This window comes from Anaerosolibacter carboniphilus, assembly GCF_014205875.1.
GTDB lineage: Bacteria > Bacillota > Clostridia > Peptostreptococcales > Thermotaleaceae > Anaerosolibacter > Anaerosolibacter carboniphilus.
In genome coordinates this window covers 1-21,110 of the sequence record NZ_JACHEN010000037.1, presented here as the reverse complement: position 1 = coordinate 21,110, position 21,110 = coordinate 1, and the positions used below count along the sequence as shown (strand labels likewise).

Sequence of the window (21,110 nt, the reverse complement as noted above, 5' to 3'; positions counted from 1 at the left end):
ACCTTGATAGTAAAAGTGGGGAAAAGAAGTGGAAGCAGTTTGTAAGGGCACCGATGGAGGTATGGGATGAATAAAATACTGGTTGTTGAAGATGAAGATATCTTACGTGAAGTGATAATGGACTATCTAATCGAGGATGGATATCAGGTATTAGAAGCAGCAGATGGAGAAAAAGCTTTAGAGCTGTTTCAATCAAATTCCGTTGATTTAGTTATACTAGACATTGTTCTGCCGAAGGTTGACGGCTGGTCAGTATGTCGTAGAATACGAAAAAATTCCAGTATTCCTATCATCATTTTGACCGCGCGTTCAGATGAGGATGATTCTCTCCTGGGATATGAGCTGGGAGCAGATGATTATTTGATCAAACCATATAGTCCCCGGGTTTTGATGGCAAAAGTGAAACGGTTTCTTGAAAAATACTCTGGTATTGTGGATGGAATGTTGATATCAGTCGGCGGAATTGTAATAAATATGGGATCAAGACTGGTTACTGTAGATGGCATTACAATGAATCTGACACATACAGAATTTGAAATTCTCTCTTACTTAATGCAAAATAAAGGGATTGTAATTACCAGAGAGCAACTGATCGCTAAAGTATGGGGTTATGATTTTTATGGTGATGAAAAGACAGTGAACAGCCATATCAGAAACCTGCGTGCTAAGCTGGGCAGTAAAGGCAGCTGTATTGTTACGGTTATCCGTTCGGGATATAAATTCGAAGAGGAGCAGCTATGAAAAAAAGTATTGTTTTTAAATGGTTTATGTTAACTGCGATAATATTTTCAACGATGCTTTTATTCATCGGGATCGCTCAAAATTACTTCTTTGAGAAATATTACGTTAATGAGAAATTGGATGTTCTCAAAACGTATATGAACGAGTACTCAGATACGGCGGCAAAAAAGGGAGCAGAAGCGGCATCAGCAGAATTTTATAAGAATAAGCATGTTTGGATTACAAAATTGGATGAATATGGTGGTGTCTGTGATGTAGAGAATTATTATATCGAAGTGAAATTGGATAATGAATATCAGGGTAATTTGCGAATACCAATGTACTCATTTCAAGGAGATTATTCTTCCGATGTACTCTTGTTATTAAAGGTCGGTGATGAGGTGGTTATTGATACCGTTAATATAGCCGATGAAAGGATACCTTACCAAATACAGAATGATTCAATCGGAGTTGTAAATGTAAGCCTTGCATACAAGCTGCATGGCCCTAATGCAGATAAGGCTTATAGTCACCTTGCAGTCGGTATATTAAGGGGAACAATAGCGAAAGCTGTATTTCCGGAACATGTGGTGGATATCCAGTTTCCCTACAATGAACAGTATTTTTTGGAACAGATAAAAGAATTTCAAGCCAGCCTGCTGGCTGATGATGCGAAACCCCTTCATCATACGGAAGAACATAGTGCAACAGAAAATTTTGCGGAGTACAAGATAATCATTAAACCGGTTGTTGAAAATGGGGTAACGAGATATATTTTCGCCATGACCTCTCTTCAGCCGGTAGGCGAAGCAATATCGGTGATACGGCAATTCTATCCTTACTTTTTTGGATTTACTGTTCTGTGTGTTATTCTTTTGGCATTTATTTTTTCTAAGTGGCTGGCAAAACCGCTGATATTCATCAACCAGATCACAGGGAAAATAGCAGACATGGATTTTACGGAAAAGCTGCCGGTGCGTTCCGCCGACGAAATTGGTCAGCTATCCCAAAATATCAATTACCTGTCGAATCAGATGGAAGTGTATATTGGTCAGCTGAAACAGGAGCTTGATAAAGAGAAACAGCTGGAAAACACACGGAAGGAATTTATTGCAGGGGTATCTCATGAGCTGAAAACGCCTCTTGCTGTTATGAAAAGTTGCCTATCTATTTTAAAAGACGGAATTGCAGCCGAAAAAAGGGAACATTACTTTCAGGCAATGGAAGATGAAATACAGCGGATGAACTTGCTGGTTGTGAATATGTTGGATTTGGCTAAGTTTACATCTGGTACCTATCAGCCGGAAATGGCTCCTTTTGAAATAGATAAAGTGATTACCGAAGTATGCAGGTCGCTGGCTGAGCAAATACAGGAGAAAAATCTCTTTCTTAGCTTAAACATTGATTCTCAAAGGGTAGTGGGACATAAAGGGCTAATCAGTCGGGTTATTACTAATTTTCTCAGTAATGCAATCCGACATACGGAGAATGGACATGTAATCGTAATTACTGTAAGAAGCAATGGACAGGCAGCAGAAATCAGCGTAGAAAATCAGGGAAGCCCGATATCAGAGGAAGACAGGAAAAAGATATGGGATCAATTCTACCGTGTCGAGGCGAGGACATCCAAAGCAGGTACGGGTCTTGGACTTTCCATATCCAAGGAAATACTGGAACTTCATCATGCGGTTTATGGTGTGGAAAATACGAAAGATGGCGTCCGCTTTTTCTTTTCACTACCAGTACAATCATAAAACATTGGATATATTTTCACAGCTATGAAGGATTCTTCATGGCTTTTATTTTGCAAAAAATTAGAACAAAAATAATATCCGAACTTTATCTCATCTGCACTTGTTCTGCATTTTGCTGCTGTAATATCTATGTATCAAATAAAGAAAAGAGGTATTTTGTATGAAAAAATTAATGATTCGTTTCTTGATAGGTATTCTTTTGATTAGTATGACTGCCTGCGGGAATCAAACAAGTGAAAAAGATGTTACTACTAAGTTTAAGAACAGTGTATTTATGGGAGATTCCATTACGGAAGGCTTTGTCGTTAATGAAATCCTGCCGAAAGAATCTGTAATAGCTGGGGCGGGAGCTACAGCTGGTTTTATTTATGATGATATGGATACTTTGGTCGAAAAAAAGCCTGATAATGTCTTTATCATGTTGGGATCATGCGATCTTCTCATGCCTGTAGATGATCCTAAAGAATTATTTAGAAATGATTTTATGAAGCTGATTAACAAGATCAAGGAAGAACTACCCGACAGCCAAATATATCTTCAGTCTATTACACCTGTGACACAGGATGCGTTAAAAGAAGATCCCCGTTATAAAGGAATAGAGGAATATAACCAGATTTTAAAAGAATTAGCGGACAAATTATCAGTCAACTATGTAGACATAGGGACATTGGCACAGGAAAACCCCGATTTATTTGCCGAAGATGGTGTTCATTTTAAGAAAGAATTTTATCCGCTGTGGCTGGAGAAGCTTTCTAAATTAATGTAGCGGAGGAGAACATATGGTTTTCAGCAGTCTGTTTTTTACATTTGCTTTTTTGCCAGTCACAGTCATTCTATATTATTCGTTAGGAAAGCATTTGAGGAATATTGTCCTGCTTACTGCAAGCCTGTTTTTCTATGCATGGGGAGAACCTGTCTATGTGTTATTGATGTGCGGTTCCATAATGATTAATTACTGTATAGGTACTCTCTTAGGTAGAGATGATACCACCAGACGAAAAAGGAAGCTTTTTTTAATCATAAGCTTGGTGTTCAATTTAGGCTGTCTCGCTTATTTTAAATACTTCGGTATGATCATAAGTACAATAGCATCCATTGGCGGTTGGAATTTGAATGCGGAAATACCGACGCTTCCAATAGGAATTTCGTTTTACACCTTTCAGACACTATCTCATGTGATTGATGTATACAGGAGAAATATAAAGCCGCAGAAAAGCCTGATTCTATTTGCTCTTTATATTACTATGTTCCCGCAGTTGGTGGCCGGGCCTATCGTGAACTATGCAGACATTGAATTACAGTTGGCTGACAGGAGCATAACATTCAAAAAATTTCACTCCGGGATGCGGCGCTTCCTGTACGGTCTGGCTAAAAAAGTGCTTCTTGCCAATCATATAGGCCTGCTATGGTCCGAAGTAAAAGCTATGCCCAGTACAGAAATTTCAGTGCTCATGGCATGGGCCGGGATTATTGCCTTTACATTGCAGATTTATTTCGATTTTAGCGGGTATTCAGATATGGCCATCGGATTGGGAAAAATGTTTGGATTCCGTTTTAAGGAAAACTTCCGGTATCCATATATTTCGCAAAGCATCTCGGAATTTTGGCGGAGGTGGCATATCTCCCTCGGATCATGGTTTAAGGAATATGTATATATTCCTATTGGCGGGAGCCGTGTTGGTAAGCGGAAACTGATACGGAACCTGTTCATCGTATGGTTTCTCACCGGGCTCTGGCATGGTGCAAGCTGGAATTTTGTTGTATGGGGGCTTTATTTTGGAACGTTAATATATGTAGAAAAATTGTTTTTGCAAAAAAGCATGACACGATGGCCCAAGGCTGTCCGTCATATATACTTATTGCTGTTGGTTGTTATAGGCTGGGTGTTTTTTGAATTTACCAAGCTGACGGATGGGCTGAGTTTTCTACGGATCATGTTTGGAGTGGGAGGTAACCTGCCTTTTGATAATCAAGGAATTGTGAAGCTAAAAGCTTATACCTCTCTTTATATTGTTTGTATCATTGCCGCTTCACCTTGGCCGAAGAAACTGGCACTATTATTTAAAAGAATTCATTGCAATATTTACAGATTAGCAGTAAACGTGTACTATTGTGTACTAATGTTTTTGGGAGCGGCATATATGGTTGGTTCAACCTACAACCCATTTATATATTTTCGATTTTAACTTGGAGGATTGATATGCGAATAAACAACAAAAAAAACTCTGCTATTATACAGAATATCCTGGGTATATTTCCGCTTTTATTTATATTTGCTATGCTTATATTGCATCTGGCCCTACCGGATAAAACCTTTTCCAAAGAGGAGCGACGTTACTTAGCACAATGGCCTGTTTTTCACATTGAAAAAGTATTAAATGGCAGTTATGAGACTAAAGTTGAATCATATTTTTCTGATCAATTCCCTTTTCGAAACTTTTGGGTTTATATTCAGGAAGGCTCCAATCAAATTTTATTTAAAAGGTGATGTTTATTACTTCAATGTGGACAGTAACTCAGCCGACAATACGGAAAGCATAAAACAATGAATTTTTCCGCCAAAACCCTAACACTTTCAATCGGCATCTTTTTTATCTCCTCAAGGCATGTTGAGGCTATTGTGAGGATAGAGAAGAGATAATTAGAATTTCAAGAGGACTTCTTAATAGGAGAAGTTCTTTTTTTATTATTAATATATTGTGTCATAGAACTGTCTTTTGTCATATAGAGGGAAAAAACGAGAAAAATGAACGGCGTTAACAATTATTAATAATTGTGCAATAAATATTCTAATTCTAGAAAATATTTGTTCATACTCATTCAGTATAATTATCTACAAAGGGGGTGCATCGGTTAAACATATTTCATCATATTAATCCAAAGGTGGACAAGCTTTTCTTTATAACACATAGGAAATTATGAACATTAAAAAACTGTGGATAATTTCCGTTATGTGTTTCAAAAAAGTCTTCCTTCAAATCTTTCAATGGAAGACTTTTTTATAAATTAATATTTGGCAGACTGTCTAAAAGGTTAGGAACAAAGGGTGGAAACAAATGTAATCGATTCTCTTTAAAGAAAGGAGCTGATAAGTTTTGCAGTTTGCTATAGCGCTTATTATTTTCGTTTTTAGCCTAGGTGTTTATGAACAAATAAAACATAATAAAAACTTAAACCGTATCGATCTTAGAATTAATGTAAACGGCACAAGGGGTAAATCAACTGCCACAAGGCTAATTACCGGTATCTTAAAGGAAGCAGGGGTTAAGGTTGTTGGAAAAACAACTGGAACCAGTGCGAGAATTATTTATTGGGATAAGGAAGAAGAAGAACCAATCAAACGAGGCCGTCTAGGTCCAAATATTATAGAACAAAAAAAGGTCATTAAAAAAGTAGCCAAGCTTGGTACATCTGCATTTGTATCAGAGTGTATGGCTGTAAATCCCGATTACCAGATTACGTTTCAGGAGAAGCTTGTTAAAGCAAATATTGGAGTTATTGTTAATGTTCGTGAAGACCATATGGATTTGTGTGGTCCGACTTTGGACTTTATTGCAGAGTCCTTTACGGCTACAATTCCCAAAAACGGAACCCTTATTGTTGCGAATAGCAGTTATAATGATTATTTTACACAAGAGGCAAAGAAAAGAAACAGCAGGATAATTATTGCAAATGAAAAAGAAATCCCGGATGGTTATCTGGAAAAGTTTAGATACATAATTTTTCCAGAGAACATTGCTATTGCCCTGGCTGTAGCGAAAGCTCTAGACATTGACAAAGATACTGCGTTGAGGGGAATTTTAAACGCTAATCCTGATCCGGGAGCCTTAATGATACATCCATTATACGACGAAAGCCCAACATATTTTGTCAATGCATTTGCTGCCAATGATCCAAATTCCACACTAATGATTTGGAAGCATATAACCGCTATGGGATATCCAACGGAAAACTCCATGATAATTGTGAATTGCAGACCGGATAGAGTTGACAGAACATTACAGATGGCAGAAGATGTTTTACCAAATATGAATATTGATATTCTCGTTGCAATGGGTGAGTCGGTGAAGCCAATTACCGAGGGAGTTAATATGAAAAAAATATCTCCACAGAAATATATAAATGCTGAAGGATTGTCTCCCCATGAGGTTTATATATTAATTAAGGATTATCTTATAAACAGAACCATCTTTGGCGTTGGAAACATTCACGGTGGTGGAGAAGAATTGGTTGAACTGATCATTCATGAAGAATTTCATCTAGAAGCGGGTCAAGTGCTGCAATTGGCATAGAACTTTAAATTTGAAATAAAAGAATTTCAGCAAATACGCTATTAAAGGAGGTAAACAGTTGCAAACTACGGATATTACCACAGTCATCGTTTTGGGTGTAATTTTCAGCTTGTTATTTACAGAGATTACAGGAGTTTTACCTGCTGGTCTCGTTGTACCTGGATATTTAACATTACTTATGAAACAGCCCCAGGCTATATTCTTAACATTCTTTATCAGCGTTTTGACGTATTTAATCGTTTATTTCGGAGTGAGTAAAGTTACAATTCTATACGGCAAAAGAAAATTTACAGCCGCGATAACGGTAGCAATCGTATTACAGTTTATGATGCATGCAATATTACCATCTGATTATAGTATTATCTCTGGATTGACGGCAGTTGGTATTGTTGTACCTGGATTATTAGCAAACACAATTCAGCGTCAGGGCTTAGCAACAACATTTTTAAGTACCGGATTGCTGATTGGAGTGACTTATGGGAGCGCAATGCTGCTACATGTCACAATATAAAAAAGGCTTCTGATTAGAAGCAATTATAAGGAAGCCTTTTTTGAAACGCATTACGGAAACATACATTAATGAAAAATTTATAGTTTCCTATGCGTTATAAGAAAGGGGGGGTGAAATGAACACTTTATACGGGTTAACACATAACAAACAATGCATGAACACATCGGAAGCTACCAGAAAAAATAGTCAGAATGAAGCTCTTGCGGTTTTTAATGCGCTAACATTGAAAGAAAAATGCCTGTATCTTATTAAGATCAGCAAGAGAAATACTGGCTATCAAGCACTTGTGCTAATGGGATTAACGCTAGTGATTATTGCTGCAGACTATCTATTTACTATGGTTAATTAAGAAAGGGGTAGGATAAGTATGAAAAAACAATTTATCAAAATTCTAACTATTATGGTGTTGTTTGTATTTGGTATTGGTACAAGTGCATATGCATTCACAGCAGGTTATAGTAGTTTTGCTGAACTATATGCATCTGAAGAAGCTACAGACTATACAATTAAAGCTGCTGATATGGGAAGAGATACAACCATTTTAGCGCTGCACGGAGGCGGTATTGAAAGAGGTACTTCAGAATTAGTTGAAGCATTGAAAGGATACGGTAAATACAATACGTATTTATTTGAAGGACTTAAGGCCACTGATAATGGGAGTCTTTTTTTAAGGGCTATCGATTTTGACGAGCCAACAGCTGTCAGTTTAGTAAAAAATTCAGATTACACTGTTTCAGTTATAGGAGCTGCCGGCGATGAGGAAATTACATATATTGGCGGTCAAAATAAAATATTGGCAGAATTGATCAGATTACATCTTATTAACAAAGGATATAATGTAAAAACTTTAAGTATTTCCGACCGCATTGCCGGGGTTATGAACAGCAATATCGTGAATAAGAATAAATTGTTTAATGACAGTTATCAGATTGGCGGCGTTCAGATAGCTATTTCCAAAGGATTAAGAGATAAGCTCGTAACGGATTCCAGTACATTAAATGATTATTCAGGCTCCATCAATGAAGCACTAAGCGTAAGCTGGCCCAAAATAGTTCCCCACTTGCAGAAAATTACTAAATCTGAAGGGATTTTAAATAAGTTTAACCCTTCAAAGCGCAACTTTGATAAGAAAATAGAGCATATATTAGAAAAAGACGCAAAAACGCCTAAGGAATTAATTGAAAATACAAAAGAGTAACCTAAAAAGTATTGTTTGTATAAATAAAAAGGCTGACAAACTACGAAAAGGTAGCTTTAAGCCTTTTTATTTATATCTTTTCGTAATATTTTTACAGGGTGACTTCTATTGGATACTGTTGACTGCCTCACTTATTGCTAAAACATAGCTTTTCAATTTATCATTATTACTGGATAAAAACTGTGTCCTTAAGCCCTTGGATATTTCTAGCTGTACTCCCCGGCCGCTCATATTCTTATTCGCTATGTTGTTTGGCGATATGCCGGCCATATTCTTTGGAGGGTCTAACACAGTAAAACCATACTTGGTCAGAGATTCTTTTATTTTGTTTCCCAATTCAGTGTCTAGGCCTCCAATATAGGTGAATTCTTCTGAACCGGAACAGCCGTGGATGGATAACGTTGTTTTAGATTTCGAAACCATTTCCGATGCAGTTGGTTCATCAAATTTTTCTGAAGTAATATGTAATGTTGAGTTACCTTTGCTTTTTAAACCTGTATATGAATAATAGTTATAATTATTATGGGAAGATAAGGCGTAAGCCAATTCGGTAGTACCTTTTTCAATTTTCCCTCCATGAATTGCAATAACGATCACATCAGAATCTGTCACGGTAGTTTCAATTTCATAGTCGACGTTTTCTACTGTATTTGAACGTAACTCTTTGAAATTACGATAAATGTCAACAGAAGCTGCAGTAGCTGATTGAGCAAATATCAAAGTTATCAGACAACAACAAGCAAAAAGTCGTGTAGAACTTAAAAAACTGCATACTCTCTTTAGAATCATATCCATCAACTCACTTTCCGATAAATGTATATGTTTCTATTATAATAGTATGTACTTGTATTGTCGATATTTATCAAAATTAGTCAATAAAGAGGATGTTTTAAAATGGACCCATTTAAAAAACTAACTGTCATATGGTTAGTCCTATTGATCCTGTTAACTGTTAAAAGCCCATCCTATGGTTATAATAATGAGGCAGAAATTCAAACGGTTTTACTTGCAGAAAGTTTAATAGGCAAACCTTTTAAACAAGGGGGAAATACACCAGAGGAAGGATTTGATAGCACTGGGTTTATTCAGTATGTATTTAGAGAGGAAGGGAATATAGTTCTCCCAGGATCACCTTCGCAGTTATGGAAACTGGGTGAACCCATAGAACGTAGCGAAATACAGCCTGGAGATGTTCTTTTCTTTACTGGAAGCGACAACCTAATACCGGCAATATATAAAGGCGATAATATCATTATCGTTATAGCGACTAATGAAGGTGTAGTAAAACGTGATATAGTAGAAGATTCCTATTGGAGGGATCGGTATAAAGGTACAAGGCGCTACACAAATATAGCGAATGAATTAAACCCTGTAGCCGTAAAAGCCCTTGAAATTGTAGAAAAGGCTATGGACTTGCTTGGGACACCCTATAACCCAGAAGGGAAATCATCAGCCAAAGGCTTTAATACGACTAATTTTGTACGTTATGTTTTTAAGAAAACCCTCGACATACAATTATCTGTCTTTTCCGATAGGATCTATGAAGTAGGGGAATCCATTTCTAAAGAAGACCTTCAACTAGGAGACTTGGTGTTTTTCCAGGGAAGCAGTCTTATACCTGGTATTTATAGAGGAAATGGTATGTTTATCGTTCAAACTACAGAAGGCGTTGCGGAAAGAGATATTGAGAGTGAGTATTGGTCAGATATATATGTAGGTGCAAAACGACTAACCGAGGCAGATATATATTATTCTCAGCCTGAAAATTATAGGGATCATGAGAATGTAGTTATTCGAGAAGCAATGAAATATATAGGAACTCCTTATTTGCTAGGTGGCGAGACAACTGATGGTTTTGACTGTTCTTATTTAGTTCAGACAGTCTTTAGAGATGCTAAAAAGATTTATTTGCCTCGCATAACTTATAAACAAGCTGTAGTAGGCGAAACTATCGATTTTGAAAACAAGCGCCCTGGAGACGTGATTTATTTTAAAGGAAAATCGGAGAAAGAAATATCACATGCTGCTATTTATCTAGGAAATAATTACATAATTCATGCATCCGGCGACGAAGGTATGACTACAATCAGCTATTTAGGGCCATATTGGCTCGGCCGCCTTGCAGTAGTAAAGCGTTTTGACTCCCTTAGTTTGAGACTAGATTCAAAAGTAGTTGAAGAAGCATATAAAACCCTGGGGATACCTTACTTAGCAGGAGGAAATACCAAAGAAGGCTTTGATTACTCTGGGTTTATACAATACGTTATGAAAGCAGGTTTAGATATTGATCTACCAAGATATTCATCTCAACAATGGGCTTTAGGAAAGGAAATAGAAAGGGAAGATTTAAATATTGGAGATGTTCTATTCTTCCAAGGATCCAATAAGGTACTACTACCAGGATTATATATTGGAAATGAGCAGTTTATGATCGTAACAGAATCTGAAGGTGTAGCAATTCGTGATCTTAATATCTCAGATAGTTATTGGACTCCACGATATGTTGGAGCAAGACGATATGAAAAAATCAATAGCATTGGGCAAACAAACATAGTTAAACCCACGGTAAATCCATTAATACAAAAAAATGTTTCAAAAAAACTTCAAAAAACCTTAGGAATTGGAATAATTATCCTTGCACTTCTTATCTATTTGGGATATCGGTTTATTAAATCATTAGTCAAAACTAAATGAAATGAATTCTTTTGTCAAGAAGCAACTTATCAACATCAGTTTGACCATAAATCCTATACCCTAACGAGTTTATTCTTGCCAGCTTAAGAATATTGATCTCATCATAGTATCCAAAAAATTGCTTGATTTTGGAGAATAATGCCGAATACTATTTTTAGTTTAAATGACTAATTTTTTTATTGTCTGAATTTCAATGTTTAGTCAGTCAACTGCTGCAAATTCTAGTGAAATTTAGTAAAGTAGGTGGATTTTAAAAATGAACCAATTTAAAAAACTAAATGTCATATGGTTAGTCCTATTGATTCTGTTAACTTTTATAGTCCCATCCTATGGTTATAGTAATGAGACAGAAATTCAAACGGTTTTACTTGCAGAAAGTTTAATAGGCAAACCTTTTATACAAGGGGGAAATATACCAGAGGAAGGATTTGATAGTACGGGGTTTATTCAGTATGTTTTTAGAGAGGGAGAAAATATAGTCCTCCCAGGATCACCTTCGCAGTTATGGAAACTGGGTGAACCTATAGAACGTAGTGAAATACAGCCTGGAGATGTTCTTTTCTTTACCGCAAGCAACAACCTGATACCAGCAATATATAAAGGCGATAATATCATTATCGTTGTAACGACCAATGAAGGTGTAGTAAAAAGGAATATCGTAGAAGATTCCTATTGGAGAGATCGGTATAAAGGTGCAAGGCGCTATACAAATATAGCGAATGAATTAAATCCTGCAGCCGTAAAAGCCCTTGAATTAGCAGGATCTCCTTATGAGCTTGGAGGTAATGATCCAAATGGTTTTGATCATTCAGGCTTTGTACAATACGTTTTTCGTGAAGTATACAAACTGGATTTTCCAAGAACTGCGAACGAACAATGGCGAGTAGGTATGGAAGTAGATACGGTTGATCTTAAATCTGGTGATGTACTATTCTTTCAAGGTAGCAGTGTACGACTACCAGGAATTTACATAGACAATGGTATTTTTGCTATTGTTATAACGAATGGGGTTGCTGTAGTAGATCTGGAAGCAAGTGATTATTGGAAATCCAGGTTGCTGGGAGCAAGACGGTTTACTAAGAATATTATTGAGGAATCCGTCGTAAGCAATCCAATTGTAGAAAAGGCTATGGACTTGCTTGGGACACCCTATAACTCCGAAGGGAAATCACCAACCGAAGGATTTAATACCACTAATTTTGTTCGTTATGTTTTTAAGGAAACCCTCAACATACAACTATCTGTTTTTTCCGATAGGATCTATGAAGTAGGCGAATCCATTTCTAAAGAAGAGCTTCAAGCAGGAGACTTGGTATTTTTCCAGGGAAGCAGTCTTATACCTGGTATTTACAAAGGAAATGGTAGATTTATCGTTCAAACTACAGAAGGCGTTGCGGAAAGGGATATTGAGAGTGAGTATTGGTCAGATATATATGTAGGCGCAAAACGACTAACCGAGGCAGATATATATTATTCTCAGCCTGAAAATTATAGGGAACATGAGAATGTAGTTATTCGAGAAGCAATGAAATATATAGGAACTCCTTATTTGTTAGGTGGCGAGACAACTGATGGTTTTGACTGTTCTTATTTAGTTCAGACAGTCTTTAGAGATGCTAAAAAGATTTATTTGCCTCGCATAACTTATAAACAAGCTGTAGTAGGCGAAACCATCGATTTTGAAAACAAGCGCCCTGGAGACGTGATTTATTTTAAAGGAAAATGGCAGCAGGACGGGAAAACACATCATGCCGCAATTTATCTGGGAAATAATTATATCATTCATGCATCTGGTGACGAAGGTATGACGACAATCAGCTATTTAGGACAATATTTGCTGGATCGCTATTTAGTCGTAAAGCGCTTTGACTCCCTCAGTTTGAGGCTGGATTCTAAAGTAGTTGAAGAAGCATATAAAACCCTGGGAGTACCTTACTTAGCAGGAGGAAATACCATAGAAGGCTTTGATCACTCCGGGTTTGTACAATACGTTATGAAAGCAGGTTTAGATATTGATCTGCCAAGATATTCATTTCAACAATGGGCTTTAGGAAATAAAATAGAAAGGGAAAATTTAGATATTGGAGATGTTCTATTTTTCCAAGGATCCGATGAGGTACTGCTACCAGGATTATATATTGGAAATGGGCAGTTTATCATCGTAACAGAATCTGAAGGTGTAGCAATTCGTGATCTTAATATCTCAGATAGTCATTGGAGTCAACGATATGTTGGGGCAAGACGATATGAAAAAATCGAAAATACCCACTCTGCTGTCATCAAGGCTAAAGAATATATAGATGTCTCATTTGAAGACTACATGACAGCACAATTTGTACAAAAAGTATTCAATGAAGCACCGGATATTCATTTAGAATTACCCTCTAAGGCCTATGAGCAATGGAATTTGGGTCAAGCAATTTCACCAGAAGCACTGAAAGAAGGAGATCTTATATTTTTTAGAAGCAATCTATCCGAAGATACACCATCGACGACAGGTATATATGCAGGGGAAGGTTCATTTATCATACTTACAAGTACAGGAGTAAAAGAAAGAAACTTAAGATATCACCAGGATTGGAGCGAACGATACTTGGGAGCAAGACGATTGCTTTAAGCAATAATAGCAGTAATTGCACTATGATAGCCTGGCTGCTGCAGTGACTATTGTGATGGATTATATATTTCGAAGAAGTTGAACATATGCTAACTGCAACACTCCATGCATGTTGAGTGTGTCATGAAGATCGAGAAGTTATAAGACTCATATCAAGGCTTTGAAGGTTTTAAGTGAATATAGGAGTACTTATCATAGGAATTCAATAGTCTTAAGACAGGACAGAATCAGGTGCGATCTTCTTGTAAAGAATTAGATCTTACATGCTTTGAGAATGGAATGGGCACCGTTAAGGAGCCTGAGTGGGAGAATATGACCTATACAAATATTATAAGTTAGGGAAACAGTGCAAAGATTTCATCGTCTAACTACCATAGATGTAAATGAACTATTTTATTAGAGGAGGAGAAGACATGAAATCAAAATTTGCAAAGGCTATATCAGTATGTGCAATAGTAGCAATGACAGGCTTATCTACGGTGGGGGCAGCTACGGTATACAATAACGTAAGTGCTACATTGAGGCCGGATATAATGGTGAAGTACAACAATGAAGCTATTGAGTTAAAGGACTCAAATGATGAGTTAATAACTCCAATAATAATAAATGGCAGCACCTACTTACCGATAAGGGCAATAGCGAATTTAACAGGATTAAATATTGATTGGGACAATGAAAGCCAGACAATACTTATTGAGGATATGACTGAAGAAAAGGATGAAATAGGTGTAAGGGGTGTAGTCAAAAATCTGGTTAAAGGCAAGGATGGTGTAACCTTTTTAATTGAAGGAAAGCTGGATGAGGATACTATGCTAGATAAAGCCTATGTTACCGTCAATATGCAAACTACAGTAATGAGGAATGGTGTGGAAATAACTAGGAACTTTGCCTATGGGGAAATTAAAGAAGGAGATATTGTGGAGGCCGTCTTTACAGGTCCTATTGCAAAATCTTATCCGGCCCAAGCCATGGCGAAAAAGATCAATATATTATCAGAGGAAACAAATTCACCTGTCATAAATGCAAAAGTTAAGGCTCCGGATGTTGTGGGCAAAATAATAGAGATTGAGGAAGGAGGAAAACGCGTATTAGTAGATTCTAAAGACACTACTGTTAATGGTCTGATTTGGATAACCATAAATGAAGAAACCAACTTTTTTGAGAACATTTCAGAGGATATAGCTATTGGCTATAGAAATGTCAGCAGAGAATTTAAAGTAGGAAATCACGTAGAGATAATAATAGACGGAGCGATTATGGAATCCTATCCAATGCAGGCAGCAGCTGACGCAGTTGCAGTAAACGAAAAGAGATAAATAAAAGACGGGCCGTCCTAGCAATAGCAAGTAGGGGACGGTCCTTGTTTGATTTTTAGGCAGGGAGAAGCGAAATGGGAATAATTTAATCTATGTTAGTAGTTTTGTTAGTCTATAGGTCTGAGGATTTTTGAAATTTGGTGGTATTCTTACATTGAGGGGACGAAATTTTGATATTCATTATATATTTGCAATAAGGTCTTCTCGCAATAAGTGAACAAGTAAGATGAAGCTGCACCTGAAGCGGGTGCAGTTTTATTTTGACTCGAGTAGGATATACTCTTAATGCTGCAAAATCATTGTGTCCTGTTATTTGAAATCGTGATGGTTGAAATGTTCGAGCATTTCTATAAAATTTTCAAGTTGGGAATCATCCCATTTTGAAATGCGTTCATAGAATGCAGATTCTTTCTCTTTTAAAGCATCTACAGTCTTTTGTCGTCCAAGTTCAGTCAAAGATAACAATACTCCTCTACGATCATTAGGAGATGGTTCACTCTTCGCGTAACCCAAGCGCTTGAGCTGATTGGTAAGGCGGCTAACAGAGCTGCGATCCATGGCTGTTGATTCAGCTAAAACTGTGGCACTTGTTGGACCAAATGAGAAGAGCCAACGAACAATAAGAAAAGCAGCTGGCTGTAATGTCGAATCAAAACGTGCTGCTGTTCTGACATTAAGTGCATGTGAGGCACTAATAAGTGCATTTAACTGTTTTCCCAGCTCCTGTTCTAACTGTACTCTTGTGGTATTTTTGTTATGCGTAGTACCCTTCATAGTTCACCTCAATTTAGTATATTTTCTTATAGAATAAAATACTTAACATATATCAAATATATCGGCATATTTGATATATGTCAAGTATATGAGTTTATTTGTTTCATGTCAAGCTAATAAGGTATCTAATTATACAATTTAAAAAACAGTGTAGAAATGTAATCTGAACGGACAATCAACTAAACAAAACTAAGGGGGATTATTATGATGACTCATCAAGTTGTTGTGATCACAGGTGCTACCAGCGGTCTTGGACAATTGGTGGCAATTGAACTTGCAAAGCGCGGTGCCCATCTTGTATTGATAGCCAGGAACAAGAATCGGGCTGAAATGACTAAAAAAATGATAATGGATTTTACGCAAGAATCAAAGCTAGACTTTTTTTTCGGAGACCTATCATTGATGGAAGATGTTAAGCGGGTTGGAAATGAAATTAAAACTGCATATCCAAAGATTGATGTGCTGGTGAATAATGCTGGGATACACGCATTTGAGCAGCGAATAACTTCTGAGGGCTTTTCAGAAATGATAGCAGTGAACTATTTAGCACCATGGTTATTGACGCATACATTGCAACAATCTCTAATAATGTCAAGAAATGCAAGGATTGTCAATGTAGCTTCTGAAGCATCACGTAACCATGGAGAATTTAAGCTGCCTGAGGATTTGACTAATACATCTTCATTTACTGCTAGGGGTTCGTCTGCTCTTTATGGAAAAACAAAACTATTCAATATTATGTTTACTGGAGAACTGGCGAGGCAGCTCTCTGGAACGGGAGTCACTGTTAATGCACTTAATCCAGGTTTTAATGTCACGGGTCTAGGGCGTGAGCTTTGGTTTGCTTCCATGCTTGAACATATACTGAAAGTTTTGCATATAGGAGATCCGCGCAAAGGTGCTGACATTATTATTCGATTAGTTGTAGAACCGCAATATAATGGGGTTACTGGTGGGTATTTCAATGTTGGAACTGGGAAGCCTATAGTGCCTGTATGTCCAGGCGGAGAAATCACTATGCAGAATAAACTGTGGAATGATACCAAAGAATTGTTGCAGCGAAGAGGTTTTATAGAGTAAATAGATATAAACCGGTTGCATATGACATGGGAAGGTTCCCAGTCATGATAATATTTTAAGTGAGCTTATACATGCTAACTGCAACACACCACCCGTTGTGAGGACGTAGCGTTAGTGGTTAGGGAGTAGAAAAGATTAAAAAATTCTCTGTTGAAAATAATTTTCATTAATTTAAACTTGTTGTGAGCAGAGTGTTTACATTATAGGAGGGTATTATGATAGTAAAATATCCCTGGGCTCAATTGGCCAAGGGATATTTTACTATTTAGTATTGGATATAATTAGAAAATTACTTCTTGGTTAGGTTTAGAGTGTTTGAGTAGCAGACTCAACTGTAATCTCCAGAACTCTACTGAGGAATGGAAACTTTTGCTTCATCATATCAAATTCTGAGCCAGATTCGATAAATTTAGCAGTGCCTTCAATGAGAAATCCTGTTCCCATATACTTGTAACCCATTACTTCTTTGCTCCCCAACGTAACTTTAACACTATTGTTTTGTTCAATGTTCTTCTGCGTTTTCCGCATGCCGGCAGCAGGAATAAGGATTTTGTTATCCTCAATAACAAGGTATGAATTCCACGTATTAACTACATGGGCTCCATTATCACCGCAAGATACAATTGCTACAACACCTTCATGAGATAGAACTTCAAAGAATTTTTCATTTAACATTGTAATCCTCCTATATTGATTAATAAATTGACAGATTGATATTATTAGTATAATATCTAATTGGACTTGTTAAAATAACCAATTTTAAATATTTTATAGGATACAGTTGGAGGTATAAATATGATTATACTAAAAAATGATGTACGTACACCTCTATATATACAAATCTACGAACAACTCAAAGAGGAAATCATTACGGGTGCACTACCCGATGGCTCAAAGCTTCCCTCCACACGTCATCTTGCAGAAATGCTGGCTGTTGGAAGGAACACCGTGGAAAACGCATACTTGCAGCTTGCCTCGGAAGGTTATGTTGAAAGTAGAATCGGAAGTGGATTTTTTGTACAGAATATTCATGATATGATGCGCTTGGCTAATGAAGAAAAGCATCATGAACTTCCAATAATAGTATCAAGCACTGAAAAAAATAATATGCACAAGATTTACCCATATAATTTTGAATACGGACATTTAAGCTCTCAGGATTTTCCACTAAATATATGGAGAAAGGTTTCAACTAAAGCTTTAGCGTCCTTGACTGCTGACGATATGACTATGTATTGCGATCGAAAGGGCGAGCTGCAGCTAAGAAAGGATTTAGCAGATTATTTGAGAAGATCTAGGGGAGTTTCATGTGACCCTGAACAAATCATCCTTTGTTCAGGCTTTGAGTATGCAATATCCTTATTGAGTCAGCTGTTACAAAAGACTTTCGATCAAATTGCTTTAGAAGATCCGGGATACTCAGGAGCGAGAGATATATTTAAAAATAATGGATTAAAAGTTGTTCCTGTTGGTATTGAAAAAGATGGAGTAAATGTGAAGGAGTTAGAAAAATCTTTTGCTAAAATGGTTTATGTGACACCCTCTCATCAATTTCCAAGCGGTGTGGTCATGCCAATACAAAAGAGATTGCTCTTATTAGATTGGGCAAGACAAAACAATGGAGTTATTATTGAAGATGACTATGACAGCGAATTGCGCTATAATTCCAGACCTATTCCGTCAATAAGTAGTGTTGCGAGAAATGAAGATGTTATATATATCGGAACAATGTCAAAAGCCTTATCTCCAAGTCTGCGTATAAGTTATATGGTATTGCCTCAAAAGTGGATGACGCGTTATGACGAAGAATTTAAAATGTATCAGTCACCTGTTTCTTTATTACAACAGCGAATTCTTCAAGAATACATTCATTCTGGGCATTGGGAAAGGCATTTGCGTAAGGTATGTATCGCAAATAAGAAAAAACATGATCTGCTGATTCGCACTATCCAGGAGTTAATGGGTAATAAGGTAATAATTCATGGTAAAAATGCTGGGCTACACATTTTACTGGAATCAACACAGGGTTTAAAGGAAAAAGAGATGATTGAGAAAGCCAGAGAACATGGCGTATTGGTTTATCCTGTATCCATGTTCTGGATAGATAAAAGTCGTTATCCTGACAACATGGTTTTGTTAGGCTTTGGAAATGTATCGGAGAATGATATCGTTGAAGGAATAAAACAACTGGCACAAGCATGGGAAAACACAGTTTAGGTTTGGTTAGTAGTTAATCATTTGGATTTCAAGTTGGCGCAGTCGTGTATAGGATAAGGGACGGCAGACTGTGTGACAATTAATAGGAATTAAAAGATATGCAGGAAATAGAAATTACAAAAAGGATTTTCCTCTCGCTTGCCGAATGCTACTTTGTGAAGTGAATATTATCATTGAAGGAGCGGAATTCCGATGGCATATATCAAAGGTGAAGATAGAAACCAAGTAATAATGTTTCCTGAATACCTTGACGAGTATATTGCAGAAGAAAATCCAGTACGTGTAATAGATGTTTTTGTAGATGGACTAGATATAGAACAGCTAGGTTTCAAAAGGACAGATGGCTAAAAATCAGTTATGATATAGATAGAATAAAAAGAATGCGTTAGAATTAATGGCGTGAGAGTGAAGACTTTCACGTCTATTATTTTAGAAAAATACATGAATATTTTGGCTTAAGGATATAATGAAAATTATAATTTTAACATATAAATGTATATCAAAAAGCAGTCTGATGCGAAGGGTATGGGATGGGCTATAAAGACAATTTTCAGAAATATACCTTGACGCCAAGGGGGTACCAGCTTTAAGCGACATCTTTTTTGTACACTTAAGGCATGTAGAGAATATTATGCTACCTTATAAAAATAGGTCGTGATAAACTTATAGAGAGGACTAGGGTGTTTCAATAAAAGTATGTAAAGGAGAGATAAGGAATGAGTAAAGTTTATTTTATCGGAAATTCTGGCACAGACTACACTGAACTGGGAAAGGATGCTTTAAAACTATTGCAAAAAGTAGTAACTGAGACTGGCCACCAGTTTGAGAAGGAGGTACCCTTAAAGGTTCATTTTGGAGAAAAAGGAAACACAACATTCATACCAGCTGTCTGTTATGACGAAACCATTGATTATCTTATGAAAAATGGCGTATCAACATCCTATATTGAAACCAATGTGTTATATAGGGGATCAAGAACAACCTCAGATAGTCATATTCAAACTGCAAGAAGTCATGGATTCACCCAGATTCCGATTATCATAGCAGATGGGGAAGTGGGTACAGAATACGATGAAATAGAAATAAACAAGGAATACATAGACAGATGCAAAATAGGTAAAGCCTATGGTAACTATAAGCAATTTATCGTAATGAGTCATTTCAAAGGACATATAGAGGCGGGCTTTGGTGGTGCACTAAAACAACTAAGCATGGGATTTGCTGCAAGAGGAGGAAAGCTAGCTCAGCATTCGGGAATATCTCCTATTGTGAATGCTGAAAAATGTGTGGGATGTGATCTTTGTGTGAGCAAATGTGATTTTGATGCCATTTATAGGACCGACAGTGCAGTCATTGATGAGAGCAAATGTATCGGATGCGCCGGATGTATTGCTGTTTGTCCGAAAGGCGCTATCAGAAACACATGGGGTGGCTCTAATTTCCTTGAAAAAATGGCAGAATATGCGTATGGAGCAGCAAAGGACAAGGATATCATCTATATTACCTTCCTTCATAATATCACTAAGGATTGTGATTGTATGGGTAAGGCGATGAAGCCGATAGCAGAAAATATTGGTATTCTTGCAGGGAAGGATCCGGTTGCTTTAGATACTGCCTGTCTCGATTTGGTGCAGAAGAATAGTGGAGAAAAGCTTTTTGAAAATGGTAGGATATCTCTTTCTCATGCTGAAAAAATCGGATTAGGCTCCATGCAGTATCAGCTTATAGAAGTCAAGTAAGACTAACGCTAGGATTAGCGGTCCAGTACCTATTTTATCTCCAATAAGCCACAAGACTAACGTCCTGTGGCTTTAATTATGTAACGAAAACCCCCGGTTCTACCGAGGCCGCTGAAAAATAGATAGTTTTTCAGCTAAATCAATTGTACAAAATAAGACACATCAAAATTTGAAGAATAATTCAAATTTTGATGTGTT

Annotated in this window: 19 protein-coding genes; 16 read left to right on the top strand and 3 right to left on the bottom strand. The window is 36.9% G+C overall.

From position 1 onward, the window contains the following. The first annotated feature begins 66 nt into the window (after positions 1-66). The 9 genes from HNQ80_RS22025 (at position 67) to HNQ80_RS21985 (ending at position 8,475) form a co-directional block, all read left to right on the top strand. A complete protein-coding gene (locus tag HNQ80_RS22025) occupies positions 67-741 on the top strand; it encodes a response regulator transcription factor (RefSeq protein WP_184312842.1) in 675 nt (224 codons plus the stop codon). Beyond that, positions 738-2,474: a HAMP domain-containing sensor histidine kinase gene (locus tag HNQ80_RS22020; RefSeq protein WP_184312841.1), complete on the top strand. Its 1,737-nt coding sequence runs from the start codon at positions 738-740 to the stop codon at positions 2,472-2,474. Before HNQ80_RS22025 ends, HNQ80_RS22020 begins: the two co-directional genes overlap by 4 nt. A gap of 160 nt (positions 2,475-2,634) precedes the next feature. Beyond that, complete coding sequence (locus HNQ80_RS22015) at positions 2,635-3,240, top strand: GDSL-type esterase/lipase family protein (RefSeq protein ID WP_184312840.1); 606 nt, start codon at positions 2,635-2,637, stop codon at positions 3,238-3,240. 13 nt (positions 3,241-3,253) lie between these two features. Beyond that, positions 3,254-4,660, top strand: coding sequence for an MBOAT family O-acyltransferase (locus HNQ80_RS22010; protein ID WP_184312839.1), 1,407 nt, complete (start codon positions 3,254-3,256; stop codon positions 4,658-4,660). Between the two features lie 14 nt (positions 4,661-4,674). Then, positions 4,675-4,962 carry a DHHW family protein gene (locus HNQ80_RS22005; protein ID WP_184312838.1) on the top strand — a complete coding sequence of 96 codons (288 nt, stop codon included), beginning with the start codon at positions 4,675-4,677 and terminating at the stop codon, positions 4,960-4,962. 607 nt (positions 4,963-5,569) lie between these two features. Further along, the gene (gene pgsB, locus HNQ80_RS22000; RefSeq protein ID WP_184312837.1) at positions 5,570-6,766 is read left to right on the top strand and encodes a poly-gamma-glutamate synthase PgsB; all 1,197 of its coding nucleotides are present in this window, start codon (positions 5,570-5,572) and stop codon (positions 6,764-6,766) included. Positions 6,767-6,824: 58 nt separating this feature from the next. Then, positions 6,825-7,277, top strand: coding sequence for a poly-gamma-glutamate biosynthesis protein PgsC (gene pgsC / locus HNQ80_RS21995; protein WP_184312836.1), 453 nt, complete (start codon positions 6,825-6,827; stop codon positions 7,275-7,277). Positions 7,278-7,392: 115 nt separating this feature from the next. Continuing rightward, on the top strand, positions 7,393-7,626 hold the full coding sequence (locus HNQ80_RS21990) for a hypothetical protein (protein WP_207727149.1): 234 nt from the start codon (positions 7,393-7,395) through the stop codon (positions 7,624-7,626). 18 nt (positions 7,627-7,644) lie between these two features. After that, a complete protein-coding gene (locus HNQ80_RS21985; RefSeq protein ID WP_184312835.1) occupies positions 7,645-8,475 on the top strand; it encodes a poly-gamma-glutamate hydrolase family protein in 831 nt (276 codons plus the stop codon). A gap of 105 nt (positions 8,476-8,580) precedes the next feature. Here the strand turns inward: HNQ80_RS21985 and HNQ80_RS21980 are convergent, their stop codons facing one another. Further along, positions 8,581-9,264, bottom strand: a complete 684-nt coding sequence (locus HNQ80_RS21980; protein ID WP_184312834.1) for a poly-gamma-glutamate hydrolase family protein — start codon at positions 9,262-9,264, stop codon at positions 8,581-8,583. Positions 9,265-9,369: 105 nt separating this feature from the next. Between HNQ80_RS21980 and HNQ80_RS21975 the strand changes: the two genes are divergently transcribed. The 3 genes from HNQ80_RS21975 (at position 9,370) to HNQ80_RS21965 (ending at position 15,102) form a co-directional block, all read left to right on the top strand. Continuing rightward, on the top strand, positions 9,370-11,169 hold the full coding sequence (locus HNQ80_RS21975; protein WP_184312833.1) for a C40 family peptidase: 1,800 nt from the start codon (positions 9,370-9,372) through the stop codon (positions 11,167-11,169). Between the two features lie 256 nt (positions 11,170-11,425). Next, entirely contained in the window at positions 11,426-13,786 is a 2,361-nt protein-coding gene (locus HNQ80_RS21970) for an NlpC/P60 family protein (RefSeq protein ID WP_184312832.1), read from the top strand. Between the two features lie 413 nt (positions 13,787-14,199). Continuing rightward, positions 14,200-15,102: a DUF3221 domain-containing protein gene (locus HNQ80_RS21965; protein ID WP_184312831.1), complete on the top strand. Its 903-nt coding sequence runs from the start codon at positions 14,200-14,202 to the stop codon at positions 15,100-15,102. Between the two features lie 309 nt (positions 15,103-15,411). Here HNQ80_RS21965 and HNQ80_RS21960 read toward each other — a convergent pair whose 3' ends face one another. Further along, positions 15,412-15,876: a MarR family winged helix-turn-helix transcriptional regulator gene (locus HNQ80_RS21960; protein ID WP_184312830.1), complete on the bottom strand. Its 465-nt coding sequence runs from the start codon at positions 15,874-15,876 to the stop codon at positions 15,412-15,414. A gap of 204 nt (positions 15,877-16,080) precedes the next feature. On the opposite strand from HNQ80_RS21960, the gene HNQ80_RS21955 reads away from it, so the two are divergent. After that, positions 16,081-16,956, top strand: coding sequence for an SDR family NAD(P)-dependent oxidoreductase (locus HNQ80_RS21955; protein WP_184312829.1), 876 nt, complete (start codon positions 16,081-16,083; stop codon positions 16,954-16,956). Between the two features lie 306 nt (positions 16,957-17,262). Here the strand turns inward: HNQ80_RS21955 and HNQ80_RS21950 are convergent, their stop codons facing one another. After that, positions 17,263-17,631: a pyridoxamine 5'-phosphate oxidase family protein gene (locus HNQ80_RS21950; RefSeq protein ID WP_184312828.1), complete on the bottom strand. Its 369-nt coding sequence runs from the start codon at positions 17,629-17,631 to the stop codon at positions 17,263-17,265. A 120-nt stretch (positions 17,632-17,751) separates the two neighbouring features. Between HNQ80_RS21950 and pdxR the strand changes: the two genes are divergently transcribed. The 3 genes from pdxR (at position 17,752) to HNQ80_RS21935 (ending at position 20,912) form a co-directional block, all read left to right on the top strand. Continuing rightward, the gene (gene pdxR / locus HNQ80_RS21945) at positions 17,752-19,173 is read left to right on the top strand and encodes a MocR-like pyridoxine biosynthesis transcription factor PdxR (RefSeq protein WP_184312827.1); all 1,422 of its coding nucleotides are present in this window, start codon (positions 17,752-17,754) and stop codon (positions 19,171-19,173) included. Positions 19,174-19,365: 192 nt separating this feature from the next. After that, positions 19,366-19,521 (top strand): hypothetical protein, encoded by a 156-nt coding sequence (locus HNQ80_RS21940; protein WP_184312826.1) that lies wholly within the window; start codon positions 19,366-19,368, stop codon positions 19,519-19,521. Between the two features lie 368 nt (positions 19,522-19,889). Next, positions 19,890-20,912, top strand: coding sequence for a DUF362 domain-containing protein (locus tag HNQ80_RS21935; RefSeq protein WP_184312825.1), 1,023 nt, complete (start codon positions 19,890-19,892; stop codon positions 20,910-20,912). Positions 20,913-21,110 lie beyond the last annotated feature (198 nt).

Excerpts from the sequence above, each read along its gene's own strand:
- HNQ80_RS22025 (WP_184312842.1), top strand. The coding sequence starts at position 67 with ATGAATAAAATACTGGTTGTTGAAGATGAAGATATCTTACGTGAAGTG.
- HNQ80_RS22020 (WP_184312841.1), top strand. The coding sequence starts at position 738 with ATGAAAAAAAGTATTGTTTTTAAATGGTTTATGTTAACTGCGATAATA.
- HNQ80_RS22015 (WP_184312840.1), top strand. The coding sequence starts at position 2,635 with ATGAAAAAATTAATGATTCGTTTCTTGATAGGTATTCTTTTGATTAGT.
- HNQ80_RS22010 (WP_184312839.1), top strand. The coding sequence starts at position 3,254 with ATGGTTTTCAGCAGTCTGTTTTTTACATTTGCTTTTTTGCCAGTCACA.
- HNQ80_RS22005 (WP_184312838.1), top strand. The coding sequence starts at position 4,675 with ATGCGAATAAACAACAAAAAAAACTCTGCTATTATACAGAATATCCTG.
- HNQ80_RS21990 (WP_207727149.1), top strand. The coding sequence starts at position 7,393 with ATGAACACTTTATACGGGTTAACACATAACAAACAATGCATGAACACA.
- HNQ80_RS21985 (WP_184312835.1), top strand. The coding sequence starts at position 7,645 with ATGAAAAAACAATTTATCAAAATTCTAACTATTATGGTGTTGTTTGTA.
- HNQ80_RS21980 (WP_184312834.1), bottom strand. The coding sequence starts at position 9,264 with ATGATTCTAAAGAGAGTATGCAGTTTTTTAAGTTCTACACGACTTTTT.
- HNQ80_RS21975 (WP_184312833.1), top strand. The coding sequence starts at position 9,370 with ATGGACCCATTTAAAAAACTAACTGTCATATGGTTAGTCCTATTGATC.
- HNQ80_RS21970 (WP_184312832.1), top strand. The coding sequence starts at position 11,426 with ATGAACCAATTTAAAAAACTAAATGTCATATGGTTAGTCCTATTGATT.
- HNQ80_RS21965 (WP_184312831.1), top strand. The coding sequence starts at position 14,200 with ATGAAATCAAAATTTGCAAAGGCTATATCAGTATGTGCAATAGTAGCA.
- HNQ80_RS21960 (WP_184312830.1), bottom strand. The coding sequence starts at position 15,876 with ATGAAGGGTACTACGCATAACAAAAATACCACAAGAGTACAGTTAGAA.
- HNQ80_RS21955 (WP_184312829.1), top strand. The coding sequence starts at position 16,081 with ATGATGACTCATCAAGTTGTTGTGATCACAGGTGCTACCAGCGGTCTT.
- HNQ80_RS21950 (WP_184312828.1), bottom strand. The coding sequence starts at position 17,631 with ATGTTAAATGAAAAATTCTTTGAAGTTCTATCTCATGAAGGTGTTGTA.
- pdxR (WP_184312827.1), top strand. The coding sequence starts at position 17,752 with ATGATTATACTAAAAAATGATGTACGTACACCTCTATATATACAAATC.
- HNQ80_RS21940 (WP_184312826.1), top strand. The coding sequence starts at position 19,366 with ATGGCATATATCAAAGGTGAAGATAGAAACCAAGTAATAATGTTTCCT.
- HNQ80_RS21935 (WP_184312825.1), top strand. The coding sequence starts at position 19,890 with ATGAGTAAAGTTTATTTTATCGGAAATTCTGGCACAGACTACACTGAA.